The organism is Shewanella nanhaiensis, from assembly GCF_019457885.1.
GTDB classification, from domain to species: Bacteria; Pseudomonadota; Gammaproteobacteria; order Enterobacterales; family Shewanellaceae; genus Shewanella; species Shewanella nanhaiensis.
The window spans coordinates 60,815-78,086 of the sequence record NZ_JAHZST010000014.1; the positions used below are offsets into that span (position 1 = coordinate 60,815).

The 17,272-nt window shown below is 43.2% G+C and carries 18 protein-coding genes, 2 tRNA genes and 1 pseudogene; 13 read left to right on the forward strand and 8 right to left on the reverse strand.

Translation table 11 applies throughout. From position 1 onward, the window contains the following. The first annotated feature begins 200 nt into the window (after positions 1–200). Together K0625_RS17455 and K0625_RS17460 are read left to right on the forward strand one after the other, a co-directional pair. A tRNA-Val gene (locus K0625_RS17455) sits at positions 201–277 on the forward strand. Between the two features lie 151 nt (positions 278–428). Continuing rightward, a tRNA-Val gene (locus K0625_RS17460) sits at positions 429–505 on the forward strand. Between the two features lie 98 nt (positions 506–603). Here K0625_RS17460 and K0625_RS17465 read toward each other — a convergent pair. Then, positions 604–804, reverse strand: a complete 201-nt coding sequence (locus K0625_RS17465) for a CPXCG motif-containing cysteine-rich protein (RefSeq protein WP_220110868.1) — start codon at positions 802–804, stop codon at positions 604–606. A 529-nt stretch (positions 805–1,333) separates the two neighbouring features. Here K0625_RS17465 and thrS point away from each other — a divergent pair. The 5 genes and pseudogenes from thrS to K0625_RS24850 all read left to right on the forward strand — a co-directional run. Further along, positions 1,334–3,262: a threonine--tRNA ligase gene (gene thrS / locus K0625_RS17470; RefSeq protein WP_220110869.1), complete on the forward strand. Its 1,929-nt coding sequence runs from the start codon at positions 1,334–1,336 to the stop codon at positions 3,260–3,262. Between the two features lie 3 nt (positions 3,263–3,265). Then, entirely contained in the window at positions 3,266–3,808 is a 543-nt protein-coding gene (gene infC / locus K0625_RS17475; RefSeq protein WP_012325108.1) for a translation initiation factor IF-3, read from the forward strand. 85 nt (positions 3,809–3,893) lie between these two features. After that, positions 3,894–4,088: a 50S ribosomal protein L35 gene (gene rpmI / locus K0625_RS17480; protein ID WP_011496149.1), complete on the forward strand. Its 195-nt coding sequence runs from the start codon at positions 3,894–3,896 to the stop codon at positions 4,086–4,088. 18 nt (positions 4,089–4,106) lie between these two features. Beyond that, positions 4,107–4,466 (forward strand): 50S ribosomal protein L20, encoded by a 360-nt coding sequence (rplT, locus tag K0625_RS17485; protein WP_012325107.1) that lies wholly within the window; start codon positions 4,107–4,109, stop codon positions 4,464–4,466. Positions 4,467–4,729: 263 nt separating this feature from the next. Then, a pseudogene (locus K0625_RS24850) lies at positions 4,730–4,999 on the forward strand (NnrU family protein); the annotation flags it as partial. A gap of 228 nt (positions 5,000–5,227) precedes the next feature. Here K0625_RS24850 and trxB read toward each other — a convergent pair. Continuing rightward, the gene (trxB, locus tag K0625_RS17495) at positions 5,228–6,184 is read right to left on the reverse strand and encodes a thioredoxin-disulfide reductase (protein WP_220110871.1); all 957 of its coding nucleotides are present in this window, start codon (positions 6,182–6,184) and stop codon (positions 5,228–5,230) included. A 146-nt stretch (positions 6,185–6,330) separates the two neighbouring features. Beyond that, on the reverse strand, positions 6,331–7,446 hold the full coding sequence (ald, locus tag K0625_RS17500) for an alanine dehydrogenase (protein ID WP_220110872.1): 1,116 nt from the start codon (positions 7,444–7,446) through the stop codon (positions 6,331–6,333). Positions 7,447–7,626: 180 nt separating this feature from the next. Between ald and lrp the strand changes: the two genes are divergently transcribed. From lrp to serS, 6 genes are all read left to right on the forward strand, one after another. Next, positions 7,627–8,130, forward strand: coding sequence for a leucine-responsive transcriptional regulator Lrp (gene lrp, locus K0625_RS17505; protein ID WP_012325103.1), 504 nt, complete (start codon positions 7,627–7,629; stop codon positions 8,128–8,130). 202 nt (positions 8,131–8,332) lie between these two features. Further along, on the forward strand, positions 8,333–10,873 hold the full coding sequence (locus tag K0625_RS17510; protein ID WP_220110873.1) for a DNA translocase FtsK: 2,541 nt from the start codon (positions 8,333–8,335) through the stop codon (positions 10,871–10,873). Between the two features lie 100 nt (positions 10,874–10,973). Continuing rightward, entirely contained in the window at positions 10,974–11,600 is a 627-nt protein-coding gene (lolA, locus tag K0625_RS17515) for an outer membrane lipoprotein periplasmic chaperone LolA (RefSeq protein WP_220110874.1), read from the forward strand. A 9-nt stretch (positions 11,601–11,609) separates the two neighbouring features. Beyond that, positions 11,610–12,941 (forward strand): replication-associated recombination protein A, encoded by a 1,332-nt coding sequence (locus K0625_RS17520; protein ID WP_220110875.1) that lies wholly within the window; start codon positions 11,610–11,612, stop codon positions 12,939–12,941. After that, on the forward strand, positions 12,934–13,308 hold the full coding sequence (gene crcB, locus K0625_RS17525; protein WP_220110876.1) for a fluoride efflux transporter CrcB: 375 nt from the start codon (positions 12,934–12,936) through the stop codon (positions 13,306–13,308). The genes K0625_RS17520 and crcB overlap by 8 nt, the downstream gene beginning before the upstream one ends. 18 nt (positions 13,309–13,326) lie before the next feature. Next, complete coding sequence (gene serS, locus K0625_RS17530) at positions 13,327–14,613, forward strand: serine--tRNA ligase (protein WP_220110877.1); 1,287 nt, start codon at positions 13,327–13,329, stop codon at positions 14,611–14,613. Positions 14,614–14,972: 359 nt separating this feature from the next. Here serS and K0625_RS17535 read toward each other — a convergent pair whose 3' ends face one another. From K0625_RS17535 to K0625_RS17555, 5 genes are all read right to left on the reverse strand, one after another. Beyond that, entirely contained in the window at positions 14,973–15,320 is a 348-nt protein-coding gene (locus tag K0625_RS17535) for a TusE/DsrC/DsvC family sulfur relay protein (protein WP_438944510.1), read from the reverse strand. Beyond that, positions 15,317–15,598 carry a sulfurtransferase complex subunit TusB gene (gene tusB / locus K0625_RS17540; RefSeq protein WP_220110878.1) on the reverse strand — a complete coding sequence of 94 codons (282 nt, stop codon included), beginning with the start codon at positions 15,596–15,598 and terminating at the stop codon, positions 15,317–15,319. The genes K0625_RS17535 and tusB overlap by 4 nt, the downstream gene beginning before the upstream one ends. Next, entirely contained in the window at positions 15,598–15,954 is a 357-nt protein-coding gene (gene tusC / locus K0625_RS17545; RefSeq protein WP_220110879.1) for a sulfurtransferase complex subunit TusC, read from the reverse strand. The genes tusB and tusC overlap by 1 nt, the downstream gene beginning before the upstream one ends. Positions 15,955–16,022: 68 nt before the next feature. Beyond that, positions 16,023–16,412 carry a sulfurtransferase complex subunit TusD gene (tusD, locus tag K0625_RS17550; RefSeq protein ID WP_220110880.1) on the reverse strand — a complete coding sequence of 130 codons (390 nt, stop codon included), beginning with the start codon at positions 16,410–16,412 and terminating at the stop codon, positions 16,023–16,025. Between the two features lie 144 nt (positions 16,413–16,556). Then, positions 16,557–17,219 carry a Bax inhibitor-1/YccA family protein gene (locus K0625_RS17555; protein ID WP_220110881.1) on the reverse strand — a complete coding sequence of 221 codons (663 nt, stop codon included), beginning with the start codon at positions 17,217–17,219 and terminating at the stop codon, positions 16,557–16,559. Positions 17,220–17,272: the final 53 nt, after the last annotated feature.

Consider the following 17,272-nt stretch of genomic DNA (forward strand, 5'->3'; position numbering starts at 1 on the left):
GGGCTCATAACCCGAAGGTCGTTGGTTCAAATCCGGCTCCCGCAACCAATTCTTTTATAGCAGAATCAAAACAGTTATTAGCAATAAAACAGTCGCGGGATGGAGCAGTTTGGTAGCTCGTCGGGCTCAACTCAAATAGAAAACATGGCGAAGGTCGTTGCCAAGATTTTGTAAAGAGTAATCCGGCTCTCACAACCAATACAACCGTAGCTCAGTTGGTTAGAGCACTACCTTGACATGGTAGGGGTCGGTGGTTCGAATCCACTCGGTTGTACCAATTCTTTGTAAGTAGAATAAAAATAACTTATAGCGTTTATCAGACGCGGGATGGAGCAGTTTGGTAGCTACTCAGGCTCAACTCTTATATAAAACATGGCGAAGGTCGTTGCCAAGATTTTGTAAAGAGTAATCCGGCTCCCACAACCAATACAACCGTAGCTCAGTTGGTTAGAGCACTACCTTGACATGGTAGGGGTCGGTGGTTCGAATCCACTCGGTTGTACCAACTATCTTCTGAAGAGTTGTCAGTTAGAATAAACTTTATCATTAAAGTTCTGTAGGCCAGCGAAAGCTGGTTTTTTTGTGCCTGTTATATTCCAACACCTAGTAGATCTGTTCATCACCTGCGTCCACATACAACTCTAGGGTGTGTCGCGCTTCATCCAAGTGAATTCTAAGGTGGATTGGATTACAACAGATCCTGCAGTCATCATAGTAATCTTGATCTCCAGAAGTCCCATCAACATCAATGTGTTGATGGTGGCCACAATGGGGACAACTGATTGTTTGAGTGGCAAACTTCATCGCTATTACCTCACTTCCTACAAACAAGATTTCTACTATGCGCCTATAGCGCAAGTATTACCAGTAGAGCGGTATTACCTCTATTATCAGTATAGGTGACAGGAAGAGCTTCACTTACTTCATAAAGCGGACTAGAAGCGTCTATTTAGCATTTTGTTGGGTGATTTTTGCAGTATCATTGTTAACGATTGCATCACTTGGAAGCTGAAGTAGAGCGCTTGTAAACAGTACTCAATTGATCATTTTTGCCTCCTTAGATATCTTATGGATAGAGTAGAGACCTGATATTAAAGGAACATGACAATAAAATTTTAAAATCATGGTATTAGCAAATGCAGATTGAGGTAGTTTTCTACACCATAAATCTTGGTAACCTCTTGCGTAGGACTGCCGTGATCTCGTAGAATTACGCTCTTGTGCTTAAGGTGTATAAGACTCTTGTAATGGCTTATCCCATAAGTGCTTTTCATTTTATTATTTAATTAGCAAGTGGCCCTACGTAGGGGTCACCACTGGATAAGGAATTTTCATGCCTGTTATTACACTTCCTGATGGAAGCAAACGTGAGTTTGCTAACCCTGTTTCTACTTTAGATGTTGCTGCCGATATCGGACCCGGTCTCGCGAAAGCGTGTATTGCTGGTCGAGTGAATGGTGAGTTGAAAGATGCTTGCGATATCATAGACACAGATTCAGAGTTATCTATCATCACAGCAAAAGATGAAGAGGGCGTTGAGATCCTTCGTCACTCATGTGCTCATCTGTTAGGCCATGCATTCAAGCAGTTATGGCCGGAAGCGAAAATGGCAATTGGTCCTGTTATCGATAATGGATTCTATTACGATATCGATCTTGACCACAAGCTGACCCAGGAAGATATCGATGTGCTGGAGAAGCGCATGGTACAACTTGCTAAGACTAACTATATAGTTGAAAAGCAAGTCGGTAGCTGGCAAGTCGCCCGTGATACGTTTGAAGCACGTGGTGAAACATACAAGATGGAAATCTTGGATGAAAATATCAGTAAAGACGATCAACCAGCGCTATATCACCATGAAGAGTATGTTGATATGTGTCGTGGTCCTCATGTTCCAAACATGAAATTTTGCCAGCACTTTAAGTTAATGAGTGTTGCTGGTGCCTATTGGCGTGGTAATTCTGACAACAAGATGCTACAACGTGTTTATGGTACTGCTTGGGCAGATAAGAAAGCACTTAAAGTACATCTAAATCGTTTAGAAGAAGCGGCAAAACGCGATCACCGTAAGATTGGTAAGCAGCTTGACCTTTATCATATGCAAGAGGAAGCACCTGGTATGGTGTTCTGGCATAATGATGGTTGGAGTCTGTTCCTTGAACTTGAGAAGTTTATTCGTCAGAAACTAGGTCAATACACCTATCAAGAAGTAAAAGGTCCATTAATGATGGATCGTGTACTTTGGGAACGTTCTGGACACTGGGATAAATACTCAGAGGCGATGTTCACAACTAACTCTGAAAATCGCGAATATGCAATTAAGCCGATGAACTGCCCAGGTCACGTGCAGATCTTCAATCAAGGTTTAAAGTCTTATCGCGATCTGCCACTTCGTATGGCTGAGTTTGGTTGTTGTCACCGTAATGAGCCATCGGGTTCACTACACGGCCTAATGCGTGTTCGCGGCTTTACTCAAGATGATGCTCATGTTTTCTGTACTGAAGATCAAGTTCAGCAAGAGGTGAGTGCTTGTATTAAGATGGTTTACGATACTTATGAGACCTTTGGCTTCAAAGATATCGTGGTTAAGCTCTCTACACGCCCAGAAAAACGCATCGGCGACGATGATATGTGGGATCGCGCGGAAGAAGCACTTAAACAAGCGCTTAAAGCGAATGATATCGCCTATGAAATCTTACCTGGTGAAGGTGCTTTCTATGGTCCTAAAATTGAATTCACACTCCATGACTGTCTAGATCGTGCATGGCAGTGTGGTACGGTTCAGCTCGATTACGCACTACCAGGACGTCTTGGTGCAACTTATGTTGCAGAAGACAATAGTCGTCAAACTCCAGTGATGATCCACCGTGCAATATTAGGCTCATTAGAGCGTTTCTTAGGTATTCTAATCGAAGAGTATGCGGGTAAATTCCCTACTTGGTTAGCGCCTATGCAAGCCGTTGTGATGAATATTACCGACAAACAGTCTGATTATGTCGACGAAGTCGTAAATATTTTAAAAGAAAACGGTATTCGTGCCTCTAAAGACTTGAGGAATGAGAAGATAGGCTTTAAGATACGCGAACACACACTAAGGCGTGTACCTTATTTATTGGTCGTAGGTGATCAAGAGATGGAAAATAAGGAAGTTGCGGTGCGAACCAGAGATGGTGTTGACTTAGGTAAGATTCAAATTTCTGAATTTGCATCTAAGATAAAAGAACAAATTTCGCTCCGTAGTCTCAATTTGTTGGAGGAATAGGTCATAAAGATCAAAAAAACAGCAGGGCGCCAGGCGGCCCCGAACAGAATTAACGAACTCATCACCGGAATTTCAGAAGTACGTCTAAATGGTTTAGATGGTGAGCCTCTAGGGTTAATGACAATCAGAGAAGCACAAGAACTAGCTGATGAAGCCGGTGTGGATCTTGTTGAAATTAGTCCTAACGCTGAGCCGCCGGTTTGCCGTATAATGGACTACGGAAAGTTTCTTTTTGATAAAGCAAAGTCTCAAAAAGAACAAAAGAAGAAGCAGAAAATTGTACAGGTGAAGGAAATTAAATTCCGTCCCGGTACAGATGAAAACGATTATCAGGTAAAACTACGCAACCTGAATCGTTTTCTAGATGACGGCGACAAAGCGAAAGTTACGCTGCGTTTCCGTGGTCGTGAGATGGCTCACCAAAGTCTTGGTATGAATCTTTTGAATCGTATTAAAGATGATTTGGCTGAGATAGCAGTAGTTGAGTCCTTCCCGAAAATGGAAGGTCGCCAAGCTGTGATGGTACTCGCGCCGAAAAAGAAATAGTAAGGCCAACCAAAAAGTAGCAGGGGTCTGTTAAGGTCTCTGCTCGCCTTGCGTTTTATTAATGTCCCAATGCGGAGTTTTAGCAATGCCTAAAATGAAAACAGACAAGGGTGTAGCGAAGCGTTTTAAGAAAACCGCCAATGGTTTCAAGCGTAAGCAAGCCCATTTACGTCACATTTTGACCAAGAAGAGCACTAAGCGTAAACGTCACTTACGTGCAAAATGTTTAGTAGCCAAGTCTGATGTGCCAGCAATTGCACGTCAACTACCATACGCTTAATTAAAGGAGCAATGAACAATGCCTAGAGTTAAGCGTGGTGTAACCGCTCGTGCTCGTCACAAGAAAGTACTTAAATTAGCCAAAGGTTATTACGGAGCTCGCTCACGTACTTACCGCGTTGCAGTTCAGGCTGTAACTAAAGCTGGTCAATATGCTTACCGTGACCGTCGTCAGAAGAAACGTCAATTCCGTCAACTTTGGATTGCACGTATCAATGCGGCTTCTCGTCAAAATGGTCTGTCTTACAGCCGTTTCATTAATGGTTTGAAAAAAGCCTCTATTGAAATCGATCGTAAGATCCTGGCTGACATCGCTGTTTTTGATAAAGTTGTATTTACAACTTTAGTTGAGAAAGCAAAAGAAGCTTTAGCTAAGTAATTAGTTGAATCTGCTTTAGAAAGGGACCTTCGGGTCCCTTTTTTAGTTTCTACTTTCCGCATTTTTATCCATAGATATTGATTGTCCACACCACTTTGCGTTGACATTAAACTGATTTAGCCTGCATGTTATCACCATAATATTTTACCTGGAGCGGCTATGTGGATGTTACTGTGGTCACTTGTGCACTTTATTCCCTCTGCCACACCATCTTTAAAGCAGAGTTGGATAGCTAAAACTAGCGATAAAGGTTACATGCTCTCTTAATCATCTCATCACTTTGTTTGATTGTTTTTGGTTGGAGAGCGGCGCCGATTGACTTTGTATACACACTCCCTCAAAGCATAAAGCCAATTGCTATGATTTTGATGTTGATCGCATCATTATTATTTGCTGCTGCAAAACAGAGAGCGAATATCAAAAGAGTTATTAGGCATCCACAACTGACCAGTGTATTAGTTTGGTCAATCGCCCATTTGATATTAAATGGTGATAGTCGCTCACTCATCTTGTTTGGTGGTATGTGTCTATGATCACTCTGGCAGATCTATTTTATCAATAAAAGAGAGGGAGCTTGGTCTAAGCCTGAGTTTGTTCCATGGCGCAGTGAGATAAAAGTGCTATTGGTTGGTGGAGTGATATTTGTGGTTTTAGCTCTAATTCATCCTTATCTTTCTGGTGTGGCTATAGTTTAACTTCCTGTAAATAGAGATAAAAAAGCAGGCCTAAAAGCCTGCTAGTTAGATTTATTAGCCTACGACTTAGCTGTTCTTAGCATCTAAGTAACGCTCAGCGTCTAATGCTGCCATACAACCAGTACCGGCAGAGGTAATGGCTTGACGGTAGTGTTGATCCATCACATCACCAGCGGCAAAAACACCTTCAATGCTTGCTTGGGTTGCGTTGCCATCAAGGCCACTTTGAACCTTGATATAGCCATTGTTCATCTCGAGCTGGCCTTCAAACATCTGAGTGTTTGGTTTATGACCGATAGCGACAAATACGCCCATGACCTCAAGATCTTTAATCACACCATCTTTAGTGCTCTTCATCTTAAGCCCAGTGACACCCATCTGATCACCAACAACTTCATCTAAGGTGTTGTCTAAGTGAAGAGTGATGTTGCCATTGGCAACCTTGTCCATAAGACGCTTAGTTAAGATTTTTTCGCTACGGAAAGAATCACGACGATGTATCAAATGAACTTCAGAAGCGATGTTACTTAAGTAAAGCGCTTCTTCAACAGCTGTGTTACCACCGCCAATGACGGCTACTTTTTGATTGCGGTAGAAGAAACCATCACAAGTTGCACAAGCTGAAACCCCTTTACCCTTAAACTCCTCTTCAGAGTCAAGACCAAGGTACATGGCTGAAGCGCCTGTTGAGATGATTAAAGCGTCACAGGTGAACTCACCGTTATCACCCTTAAGTTTAAAAGGGCGAACCTGAAGATCGACTTCATTGATGTGATCGAAAATAATTTCAGTTTCAAACTTCTCTGCGTGCTTCTGCATACGCTCCATTAATGCTGGACCGGTTAGGTCTTCAGCATCACCTGGCCAGTTCTCTACTTCAGTTGTTGTGGTTAATTGGCCACCTTGCTGAATGCCTGTGATCAAAACAGGTTTTAGATTAGCACGAGCTGCGTATACCGCTGCCGTATAGCCTGCAGGGCCTGAGCCCAATATTAGTAGTTCACAGTGTCTAGCTTGACTCATTATTATCTCCGTACCTTATAGCGAGTTGCAGGGATTGTAGGGAATTTACGCCAGCGGGTAAAGGCCTCTCTACTTATTCTTTTAGATTGTTCTAATCGAAAAAAGGGAGCCGATGGCTCCCTTAATTTTTACTTAGCTAAAATAGTTTAGCTAAGTAAAATTTTTGGGTCTACAAACTCAAAGTTAAGCGCTTCAGCAACTTCAAGACATGTGATCTTACCATGCATAACATTAAGACCGTTTAATAGGTGTTTATCATTCAAAAGAGCATCTCTGTAACCAAGATCTGCAAGCTTGATGATATAAGGAAGTGTTGCATTGTTCAGTGCAAATGTAGATGTGCGTGCAACAGCGCCAGGCATGTTAGCAACACAGTAGTGGACTACATCATCAACAATATAGGTTGGATCTTGGTGTGTGGTTGCATGAGAAGTCTCGATACAGCCACCTTGGTCAATAGCAACGTCGACAATTGCTGAGCCAGGCTTCATGCGCTTAATGTGTTCTTTTGTTACTAGTTTCGGCGCTGCAGCACCTGGTACTAGGACGCCACCAATTACAAGATCAGCTTCTAACACATGCTTCTCAATAGCATCAGCAGTAGAGTAGATAGCCTTAACCTTATTGTCGAACTGAGCATTCAAACGGCGCAGTGCGTCGATGCTACGATCTAAAATGACAACGTCAGCACCTAGACCAACAGCCATCTGCGCCGCATTGGTTCCCACCATACCACCGCCGATGATGACGACTTTAGCTGGTTCAACCCCTGGAACACCACCAAGTAGCATACCGCGACCGCCCATAGACTTTTCAAGCGCCATGGCGCCAGCTTGAATAGACATACGACCAGCCACTTCTGACATAGGAGCAAGAAGTGGCAATGTACCGCGGTCATCGGTGACGGTTTCATAAGCGATACAAACTGATCCACTTTTGACTAAGTCTTCAGTTTGAGGGAGGTCTGGAGCAAGGTGAAGGTAGGTAAATAGCAGCTGATCTTCACGTAACATTGCACGTTCAACAGCTTGTGGCTCTTTAACTTTAACTATCATATCTGCTGTTGCAAAGACCTCAGCAGCAGTAGCTAAAATAGATGCGCCAACGTCGATATAATCTTGATCTGTAAAACCAATTCCAGAACCAGCATTAGTTTCAATAAAGACCTTATGACCTTTAATGGTTAATTCACGTACGCTTGATGGGACCATTCCAACGCGATACTCGTGGTTTTTGATTTCTTTAGGTACACCAATTATCATCTTCGAGCCTCAAATTGCATAAAAACCCATTATATATGGGAATAATTGTGATTTTGTCGTGACCTGAACGTGATTAGTTCAGGGAAATCTAGTATAGTATCAGTTCGGCAGTTTATGCTGCTGAACTTTCGACATACGTAGTGATAAATGTTGTTTTAGTGATAAAGCAAGGTTAATAATATGGTTAATAATAAAAAGAGTCCAATAAAAGACTTAGATCGCATAGATCGAAACATACTTAATGAACTGCAGATGGATGGTCGCATTTCCAATGTGGAACTATCGAAACGTGTAGGGCTTAGTCCCACTCCTTGCTTAGAGAGAGTTAAAAGACTCGAAAAGCAGGGGTATATCAACGGATATACGGCATTAGTAAACCCCCATTTTTTGGGTGCTTCTTTACTCGTATTCGTTGAAATTACGCTCAATCGTGATAGTTCGGAAGTGTTTGATAAGTTCAATCGTGCCGTACAGTTACTTGACGACATTCAAGAGTGTCATCTAGTTTCTGGCGATTTTGACTATCTGTTGAAGACGCGTGTATCAGACATGTCTGCATACCGACGTTTATTAGGTGAAACTTTACTTAAGTTGCCATCTGTTTCTGACACACGTACCTACGTGGTGATGGAAGAGGTTAAGCAAACTAATAAAGTTGCAATAAATATTACCGCTGAATCTTAGGATTTAAAGGTAGTAATGACAAAGGAGCCAACTATGGCTCCTTTTCTTATTCCGCTATATGATCTTTCGAATGGCGATAAAATCATCGTTTACATTAATTTAGATTCATCTTATTGCCTTTAGATAGGTTTAACCGCTGCAAATTCACCATAATTTTGATATCTTACCTTTACCTGTCTTTATCTTTTTTATGGGTTTTCATTTGTCTAAGGGAAATAGTGTCAAAACGCTCACTGGCGTGCAGCGCCTTCTGGAAGGAGGCCTCATTATATGTTGCATGTTAGCAACTTACGTACTCCTAGCCCTAAGTAGCTTTCATTCTTCAGACCCAGGTTGGAGTCAGTCAAATTTCGAAGGTGAGATCTTAAACCTCACCGGAGCCGTCGGCGCTTGGTGTGCGGATGTGTTGTTTTATTTTTTTGGTTATACCGCTTATCTCATCCCTATCATTATGGCGTTAACTGGATGGTTGCTGTTTAAACGCACTCATAAGTTACTGGAAATTGATTACTTTTCAGTTGGATTACGTCTGATAGGCTTCCTACTTATGGTATTTAGCTTAGCGGCACTGGCCAGTATGAATGCCAATGATATCTATGAGTTCTCGGCCGGTGGTGTCTCTGGTGATGTGATCAGAGATGCAATGTTGCCTTATTTCAACAAGTTAGGTACTACTTTACTGCTGCTTTGTTTCGTGGGAGCAGGCTTTACGCTGTTAACGGGCATTAGTTGGCTCACAATAGTGGATTTAACTGGTTATTACACTATTTACCTCTTTAATCTTCTGCGAGGCCTGCCGGCTCGTTTTGATAGTCGAGCTGAAGAGACAGAAGATACTCGCGGCTTTATGTCTGTGTTTGATAAATTTAAAGAAAAGCGTAATCAGCATCGAGAGGATGATGTCGAGAATGAAGAGGAGTTTGAGGAACCTGAAAAGCCGAGCTCCAGATTTAGCTTGCTTGATGCTATGCGTAAAGAGCCTAAAGACGAGGTGCGTACAGAGCCAAGAACGGAACCAAAATTTGATCACCAAGAGAGTGAAAATAGTTCTGAGCCCGCTGATAGATCAGATCCTGAACCATCATTGTCAATTGATCATACTGAGCATGAAGAGATTGATTTCGATACCAGAACATCGACAGGTGCTGTTACTGCTGCTCAGCGTCAGAAAGTCGAAGAGGCAAAGATTGTTGATGGGATTGTAATACTGCCTGGACAAGAGGAAGAGGAGGCTAAGCAGCCCATAACTCCTCTGCCTTGTATCTCGTTACTTGATGTCCCCAACAGACAAGATAACCCAATCAGTCGTGAAGAGTTAGATCAGGTCGCGGCGCTTGTTGAAGTTAAGCTGGCTGATTTTAATATCGTTGCTAAAGTGATGGGCGTCTTCCCCGGTCCCGTAGTAACACGCTTTGAGCTTGAACTTGCGCCTGGGGTGAAAGCATCAAAAATCACTAACCTATCAAAAGATTTAGCCCGCTCTTTACTCGCTGAAAGTGTGCGAGTGGTTGAGGTGATCCCTGGTAAGGCTTATGTGGGTCTTGAGCTGCCAAACAAATTCCGTGAAACGGTATTTATGAGAGATGTGTTAGACAGTGAAGCCTTCTCTGAGAGTAAATCTCATTTAAGCATGGTATTGGGCCAAGATATTGCAGGCCAGCCTGTTGTGGTCGATCTTGGTAAGATGCCGCACCTTCTGGTTGCGGGTACAACAGGCTCGGGTAAGTCTGTTGGGGTCAATGTGATGATCACCAGTCTGCTCTATAAATCAGGCCCCGATGATGTGCGCTTTATTATGATAGATCCAAAGATGCTCGAGCTTTCAGTTTATGAAGGGATCCCGCATCTTCTGTGTGAAGTTGTTACCGACATGAAAGAGGCGGCTAATTCACTGCGCTGGTGTGTTGGTGAGATGGAGCGTCGATATAAGCTGATGTCAGCACTGGGTGTGAGAAACCTTAAAGGCTACAACGCCAAGATAAAAGAGGCGAAGGAGTCTGGGCAGCCTATTTTTGATCCGCTTTGGAAATCATCTGATAGCATGGAGCCAGAAGCGCCTGAGTTAGATAAGTTGCCTTCGATTGTGGTTATCGTCGATGAGTTTGCCGATATGATGATGATTGTAGGCAAGAAGGTTGAAGAGCTCATCGCACGTATCGCACAAAAGGCTCGAGCTGCAGGTATCCATCTTATTCTCGCAACTCAGCGGCCCTCTGTTGATGTGATCACAGGTCTAATTAAAGCCAACATCCCAACGCGAATGGCGTTTCAGGTATCGAGTCGCATCGATTCCCGTACCATTTTAGATCAGCAAGGTGCAGAAACCTTATTGGGCATGGGCGATATGCTCTATCTGCCACCTGGAACATCAGTTCCAAATCGTGTTCACGGCGCCTTTATTGACGATCATGAAGTGCATGCGGTTGTTGCTGATTGGCATCGCCGTGGCAAACCTCAATATATTGATGAAATTTTACAAGGCTCGACCGAAGGAGAGCAGGTACTGTTACCGGGAGAGGCCAGTGAGTCTGAGGATGATACCGATGCGCTTTATGATGAAGCGGTTGCCTTTGTCACTGAGACTCGCCGCGGTTCAATCTCCAGCGTACAGCGTAAATTCAAGATAGGTTATAACCGCGCTGCGCGAATTATTGAGCAGATGGAATCACAAGGTGTAGTGAGTTCACAAGGACATAACGGTAACCGTGAGGTGCTCGCGCCACCGCCACCTAAAATTTACTAATGATAGCCTCAAGATAAAAGCCGCTGGCTTTTGATATTTGTGGGACTAGACAGTGGGGGGGATTATCCCCCTTTGAAAAGAATTCTATGAAGGAATTAAGATGAGAAAAACCTTAACCGCGTTGATGCTAAGCTTGCCGCTATTGACTCCTCATATGGCTTTTGCTGATGAGTCATCAGTGTTAAAAGCAAAATTGACCGAAATAGCCACTCTTAAAGCTAAATTTGAGCAAACGGTTACTGACATCAATAACAAACAGATCCAGAAAGGAAGCGGTATCTTTGCATTGGCTTATCCTAACCAATTTTACTGGCATCTCACTGAGCCTGATGAATCTTTGATTGTTGCAGATGGCACAGATGTCTGGATCTACAATCCCTTCGCGGAGGAGGTCTCTGTAATGGATCTCAATCAAGCTATCAATGCTTCTCCAATTGCACTTTTAGTCCACAGAGATGAGGAGACCTGGTCTCAATACTCGGTAACCAGTGATAAGGGCTGTTTTAATATTAAGCCTAAAAGTATCGATGCAGGGGTTGAGTCAGTTAAGGTCTGTTTTGATGACAAGACGTTAACCGAGATGGTATTACAAGATCAGCAGGGCAATGTCAGCCAGTTTACACTCTCTGAGCAAACAGCCATTGATGATGCTGAACGTGCTATGTTCAAATTTACCGTTCCAGATGATGTTGATATCGATGATCAACGTCTCAATGCGATCAATTAAGAGGCCTTAGTGTCCAGTTTTAGTTTCGATTTTGCCCCCGACTTTAGACCACTCGCTGCGCGTATGCGGCCCGAGGAGCTGTCTCAATATATCGGTCAGTCTCACCTGTTAGGTGAAGGAAAGCCACTTCGTAAAGCACTTGAGGCTGGACGTGCCCATTCAATGATGTTTTGGGGACCACCAGGAACAGGTAAAACAACCTTAGCTGAATTAGTCGCGAATTATGCCAATGCACATGTTGAGCGTATCTCAGCAGTCACATCTGGCGTGAAAGAGATCCGTACCGCCATTGAGCATGCAAAGAATGTGGCTGAATCTCGAGGGCAGCGCACCTTACTGTTTGTGGATGAAGTGCACAGGTTCAATAAAAGCCAGCAGGATGCGTTTCTGCCTTTTATCGAAGACGGCACCGTCATCTTTATCGGCGCGACCACAGAGAACCCCTCATTTGAGATCAATAATGCACTGCTTTCACGGGCTCGCGTTTACCTGATCAAGAAATTAACCAACGATGAGATTGTGCTGATAGTTAATCAAGCACTGTTGGATGTTGAACGAGGTTTGGGTAAAAGAAAGCTGACCATTCCCGATGCTGTTGCGAATAAACTGGCCAATGTGTGTGATGGAGACGCCCGTAAAGCACTTAATTTAATTGAATTAATGAGCGATATGGTGGCCGATGGCGAAAGTTTTACTGAGGAGATGATTGTCGAAGTCGCTGGTCAGCAGTTAGCTGGTTTTGATAAAAATGGCGACCAATATTATGATCTGATCTCTGCCGTACACAAGTCCATTAGAGGCTCTGCACCAGATGCGGCGCTCTATTGGTTTTGTCGTATGTTAGAGGGGGGCTGCGATCCTCTCTATATTGCGCGTCGTTTATTGGCTATTGCTTCAGAGGATATTGGTAATGCCGATCCTGTGGCCATGACTGTTGCTATCAATGCTTGGGAGTGTTTTCACCGTGTAGGGCCTTCTGAAGGAGAGCGCGCAATAGCACAGGCCATTATCTACCTTGCCAGTGCGCCTAAAAGTAATGCCGTGTATACCGCTTTTAAAGCTGCTCGTCAGCTAGCCCGAGAAACTGGCCAAGATGCGGTGCCCGAACATTTGAGAAATGCTCCGACTCAATTGATGAAGGATATCGGCTTTGGTGAAGGGTATCGATATGCTCACGATGAACCAAACTCCTATGCCAGTGGAGAGTGCTACTTTCCTGAAAGACTCGCTGGAAGCCGTTTTTATTATCCGACGGAACATGGTTTTGAGAAACGAATTAAATCTAAATTAGAGCAATTGTCCCAGCTTGATAATGATAGTGAGATAAAACGGTATGAATAATATTCTATTTGTTGCACTCGGGGGATCTATTGGGGCTGTTTTTCGTTATCTGATCTCAATTTTCATGGTACAGCTATTTGGCTCAGCATTTCCTTTTGGTACACTATTAGTCAATATCATAGGCTCGTTTTTGATGGGTGTGATTTACGCTTTAGGTCAGGTGAGTGAAGTTAGTCCTGAAATAAAAGCTTTAGTGGGTGTCGGTCTATTAGGTGCACTTACAACGTTTTCAACTTTTTCCAATGAAACCTTGTTGTTGATACAAGGTGGAGCTTGGTTAAAGGCATTTTTAAATATCGCTCTGAACCTATGTCTGTGTATATTCATGGTCTACTTGGGACAGCAGTTGGTTTTTTCTCGCATTTAACTATTAAGAATATAAAACATGTTAGATCCAAAATTTTTGCGTAATGAATTAGAGGCAACGGCGGAAAGCTTAGCCACCCGTGGTTTTATTCTGGATGTAGAGCGTCTGAGTAAGTTAGAGGAAAAGCGTAAGTCACTTCAGGTGGCTACCGAAGAGCTACAGGCTTCCCGTAATGCCATCTCTAAATCTATTGGACAAGCAAAAGCCAAAGGTGAGGATGTTGCGCCTATTATGGCTCAAGTTGGTGATCTTGGCTCGCAACTTGATTCTAAGAAAGCAGAGCTTGCTGAGCTTCTAGAAGAGTTAAACGCAATTGCACTGAGCGTACCTAATCTACCTGACGCATCTGCACCAATCGGTAAAGATGAGAGCGAGAATGTAGAAGTTCGCCGCTGGGGCACAATTAAAGAGTACAGCTTTGAGGTTAAAGACCATGTAGAACTTGGTGAAACCTTAGGTGGGTTAGACTTTAAGTCAGCAGTTAAGATCACGGGCTCTCGTTTCATTATCATGAAAGGCCAAATTGCACGCATGCACAGAGCATTAGCTCAATTTATGCTAGATCTGCACACGACAGAGCATGGTTATACTGAAACTTATGTGCCTTTATTGGTCAACGAAGATAGCTTAATGGGAACAGGCCAACTACCAAAATTTGGTGAAGATCTTTTCCACACTAAACCTGCAACTGAAGAGGGGCAGGGACTGAGCCTTATTCCGACCGCTGAGGTTCCACTGACCAATATTGCTCGTGATACCATCATAGATGAAGCTGAACTGCCTGTTAAGCTCACCGCTCATACGCCTTGTTTCAGAAGTGAAGCGGGATCCTATGGTCGTGACACTCGCGGTCTTATTCGTCAACATCAATTTGATAAGGTTGAGCTTGTTCAACTAGTTAAACCTGAAGATTCAATGGCGGCGTTAGATACGTTGACTGGCCACGCCGAAAAGGTACTAGAGAAGCTAGGCCTTCCATACAGAACTGTTATTTTATGTACCGGTGATATGGGCTTTGGTTCAAGCAAAACTTTTGACATTGAAGTGTGGTTACCAGCGCAAAATACATACAGAGAGATCTCCTCTTGCAGTAACATGCAGGACTTCCAGGCTCGCCGTATGCAAGCGCGTTATAAAGCCGCTGATGCGAAGAAACCTGCTTTACTGCATACCTTGAATGGCTCAGGTTTAGCAGTAGGACGTACTTTAGTTGCTGTGCTTGAAAACTATCAAAATGAAGATGGATCAATTACAGTGCCAGAGGCACTTCGCCCGTACATGGGTGGATTAGAGAAGATTGGTTAAACCAATCCACAAGTAGTTAGTAGATCGGCGCTTAACAGACAAAACGATTAAATAAGTTAATGTCGTCGATCTATGTGAGTATTATTTTAGGGATACGTATTATGGATGCTGGAAGGCGCTACTTTCAGTGGCTTACCTATGTAGCTGTGATCTGTTTATTTGGCGCGATTATGTTCGCAACATTTGGCGAGGCTGCAATACTAGTTTTTCAAAATATCATGAGATAGCAACTGCTTTGAAGTGCTTTGGCGCTCATTATATCTGCTGGAGCTGATACTTATCAGTTTTAAAGCCTTATGCAGGTTCGCTTGTCTGAACAGCTTTAAAAGCCTCAACCAAACTAATGGTTGAGGCTTTTTTTATATACACTTAGCAGGTTTAGGAAGCCCTGCGATTTTTGTCGCTTGCTTGGCAGGTCCTACAGGGAAGAGGGTGTAGAGATACTTTGAATTCCCTTTGTCTGCGCCAAGCTTTAAACCTATCGCCTTCACGAGTACTCTAATGGCTGGACTGGTCTTAAATTCAAGGTAAAAGTCACGCACAAAATGGATAACTTCCCAATGTGCCTCTGTTAATTGGATCTCCTCTTTTGCAGCAATTATCTCTGCAATATCCTCATTCCAATCATTTACATTTTTCAGGTAACCTTGATGATCTGTCTCTATCTGAGTCTGATTGTATTTGATGCTATTTATTGTATCTGTCACCAGCTGATCACCTTTTCATGACGTAATGTTTCTTGAACAAATTGCTCGTAGCTAATTGAGGCGTATTGGTTAAGTCGTTCATCCAAACCTCTCGCTATTATATCTTCCTCTAACACTAACACGGTTATGTGGGAGAGTTTCTCTTGCCAACACGTCAGTAAAAGCGCATTAACGGCATTGCCAGACAACAAGAGAGTGTCTTGTTTATCTATATAGCGTAGGCAAGTCGATAATGCATTATCTTGAGCCGGCGATGTCTGTATCTTGTGTAAAATCATTAGAATACTAAAACCTCATCCGCACTGGCTAGTTGCTCACGAATAGTTGATGGGGTCACTATGCTAGGTGCTATGGTTAGCTCTGCGTTAGCTAAGCCGTATTCCTGTAATGAGGCTTCGCATGCCAGTATGGTGTCGATATCATAAAGGGGAAGGGCACCAAAGGTTGCAATAAAATCTTTTGCACCGATAAGCTCAGGTTGCTGCGCTTTAACTAGATTCAAGACCCCTTCATCGACAAAGATCAGCGACACCTCTTGCTCAAAGCTTGCACTTAATAGTGCGAGATCTAATGCCTCCCTGCCATGGGGGCTGCCGTGTGGTGCACGGCGAAATATGATAGTTAACTTTTTCATATCCAGTTTCTTAATTCAATTTTTACTCATACTGCACTTAAGCAGCGATCACTTTTTAGACGAGCTATTTAGAAGCTTACCAGTCTGTCTGTTTTCTCAATCCCGACCACTAGCTCACCAAGGCCACCCATCTCAAAGGGGCTCTGCATATTCCAGTGGGGGAGCTTAGACTCATCGGCTTCTGTTTTCGATATCACACCACGCCTTAGAGCGGCCGATACACAGTTGACTAATCTGACACTGTATTTTTGATTAAGTGAAACCCAGGCTTTAGTCAGATCAAACTCATCGGATGCAGGACTGTTTAATGAGCTGGTATTGAGCACGCCATCTTGATAGAAAAACACACAGTTAATCTCATGACCAGCAGCTAATGCTGCTTGGGTAAATTGGTAGGCGCTGTAACTGGCAGAACTGCCATAGACCGAGCCGTTAACTTGAATGATGAATTTGCTCATGTATAAACACTGCTGTTAAAAATGAAAAATGGGACAAAAAAATAGCCCCTTTAAGGAGCTATTCTAACGTAAAATACAGACTGAGAAATGTTTATTTACCCTTAGGTTAATGAAGTTCAATAATCCATATTTAACAGTCTGTGATTAATCATCACCGCCGCCGATACCCATTAGGTGCAGTAGTGCGATGAATAGGTTTAGGAAGTCTAGGTACAAGGAGATAGTCGCACGTATATAGTTGGTCTCACCACCATTCACAATACGGCTAGTATCGAACAAAATAAAGCCTGTCATTAACAGTGCAATACCTGCGTTAAGTGCCATAAATACAACACTGCTGCCGATAAAGATGTTCGCAATACCAGCAACGATAGCGATAACAATACCTGCCATTAGGAAGCCTCTCATAAATGAGAAGTCTTTCTTGGTTGTGATTGCGTATGCCGATAGAGTCACAAAGACGACAGAGGTCAGGCCAAGTGCCTGCATGATAAGCTGTGGGCCGTTAGCCATACCAGCGTAATGGTTGAGGATATAGCCTAATGAAGCGCCCTGCATGCCCGTAAAGGCAAAGACCCAAAAAAGGCCAGCAGCACTTTCAGCTTTTCTTAATGTCACGAACAGGACAACTAAGCTACCTAGAGACATACCGATAGACAGAAGAGGACCAATTTGCAATGCCATCGCTAAGCCGGCACAAACCGCTGAGAAAGCGAGTGTCAGCGAAAGTAGCATATAGGTATTTTTAAGAAGCTTATTCACTTCCATTGTGGAAGCGCTGGTTGAATACAGTGTCTGTTGTGTCATATCGATCTCCAGTGACCCTTTTTAGCAGATGTTCTTATCATATTACTTCGATT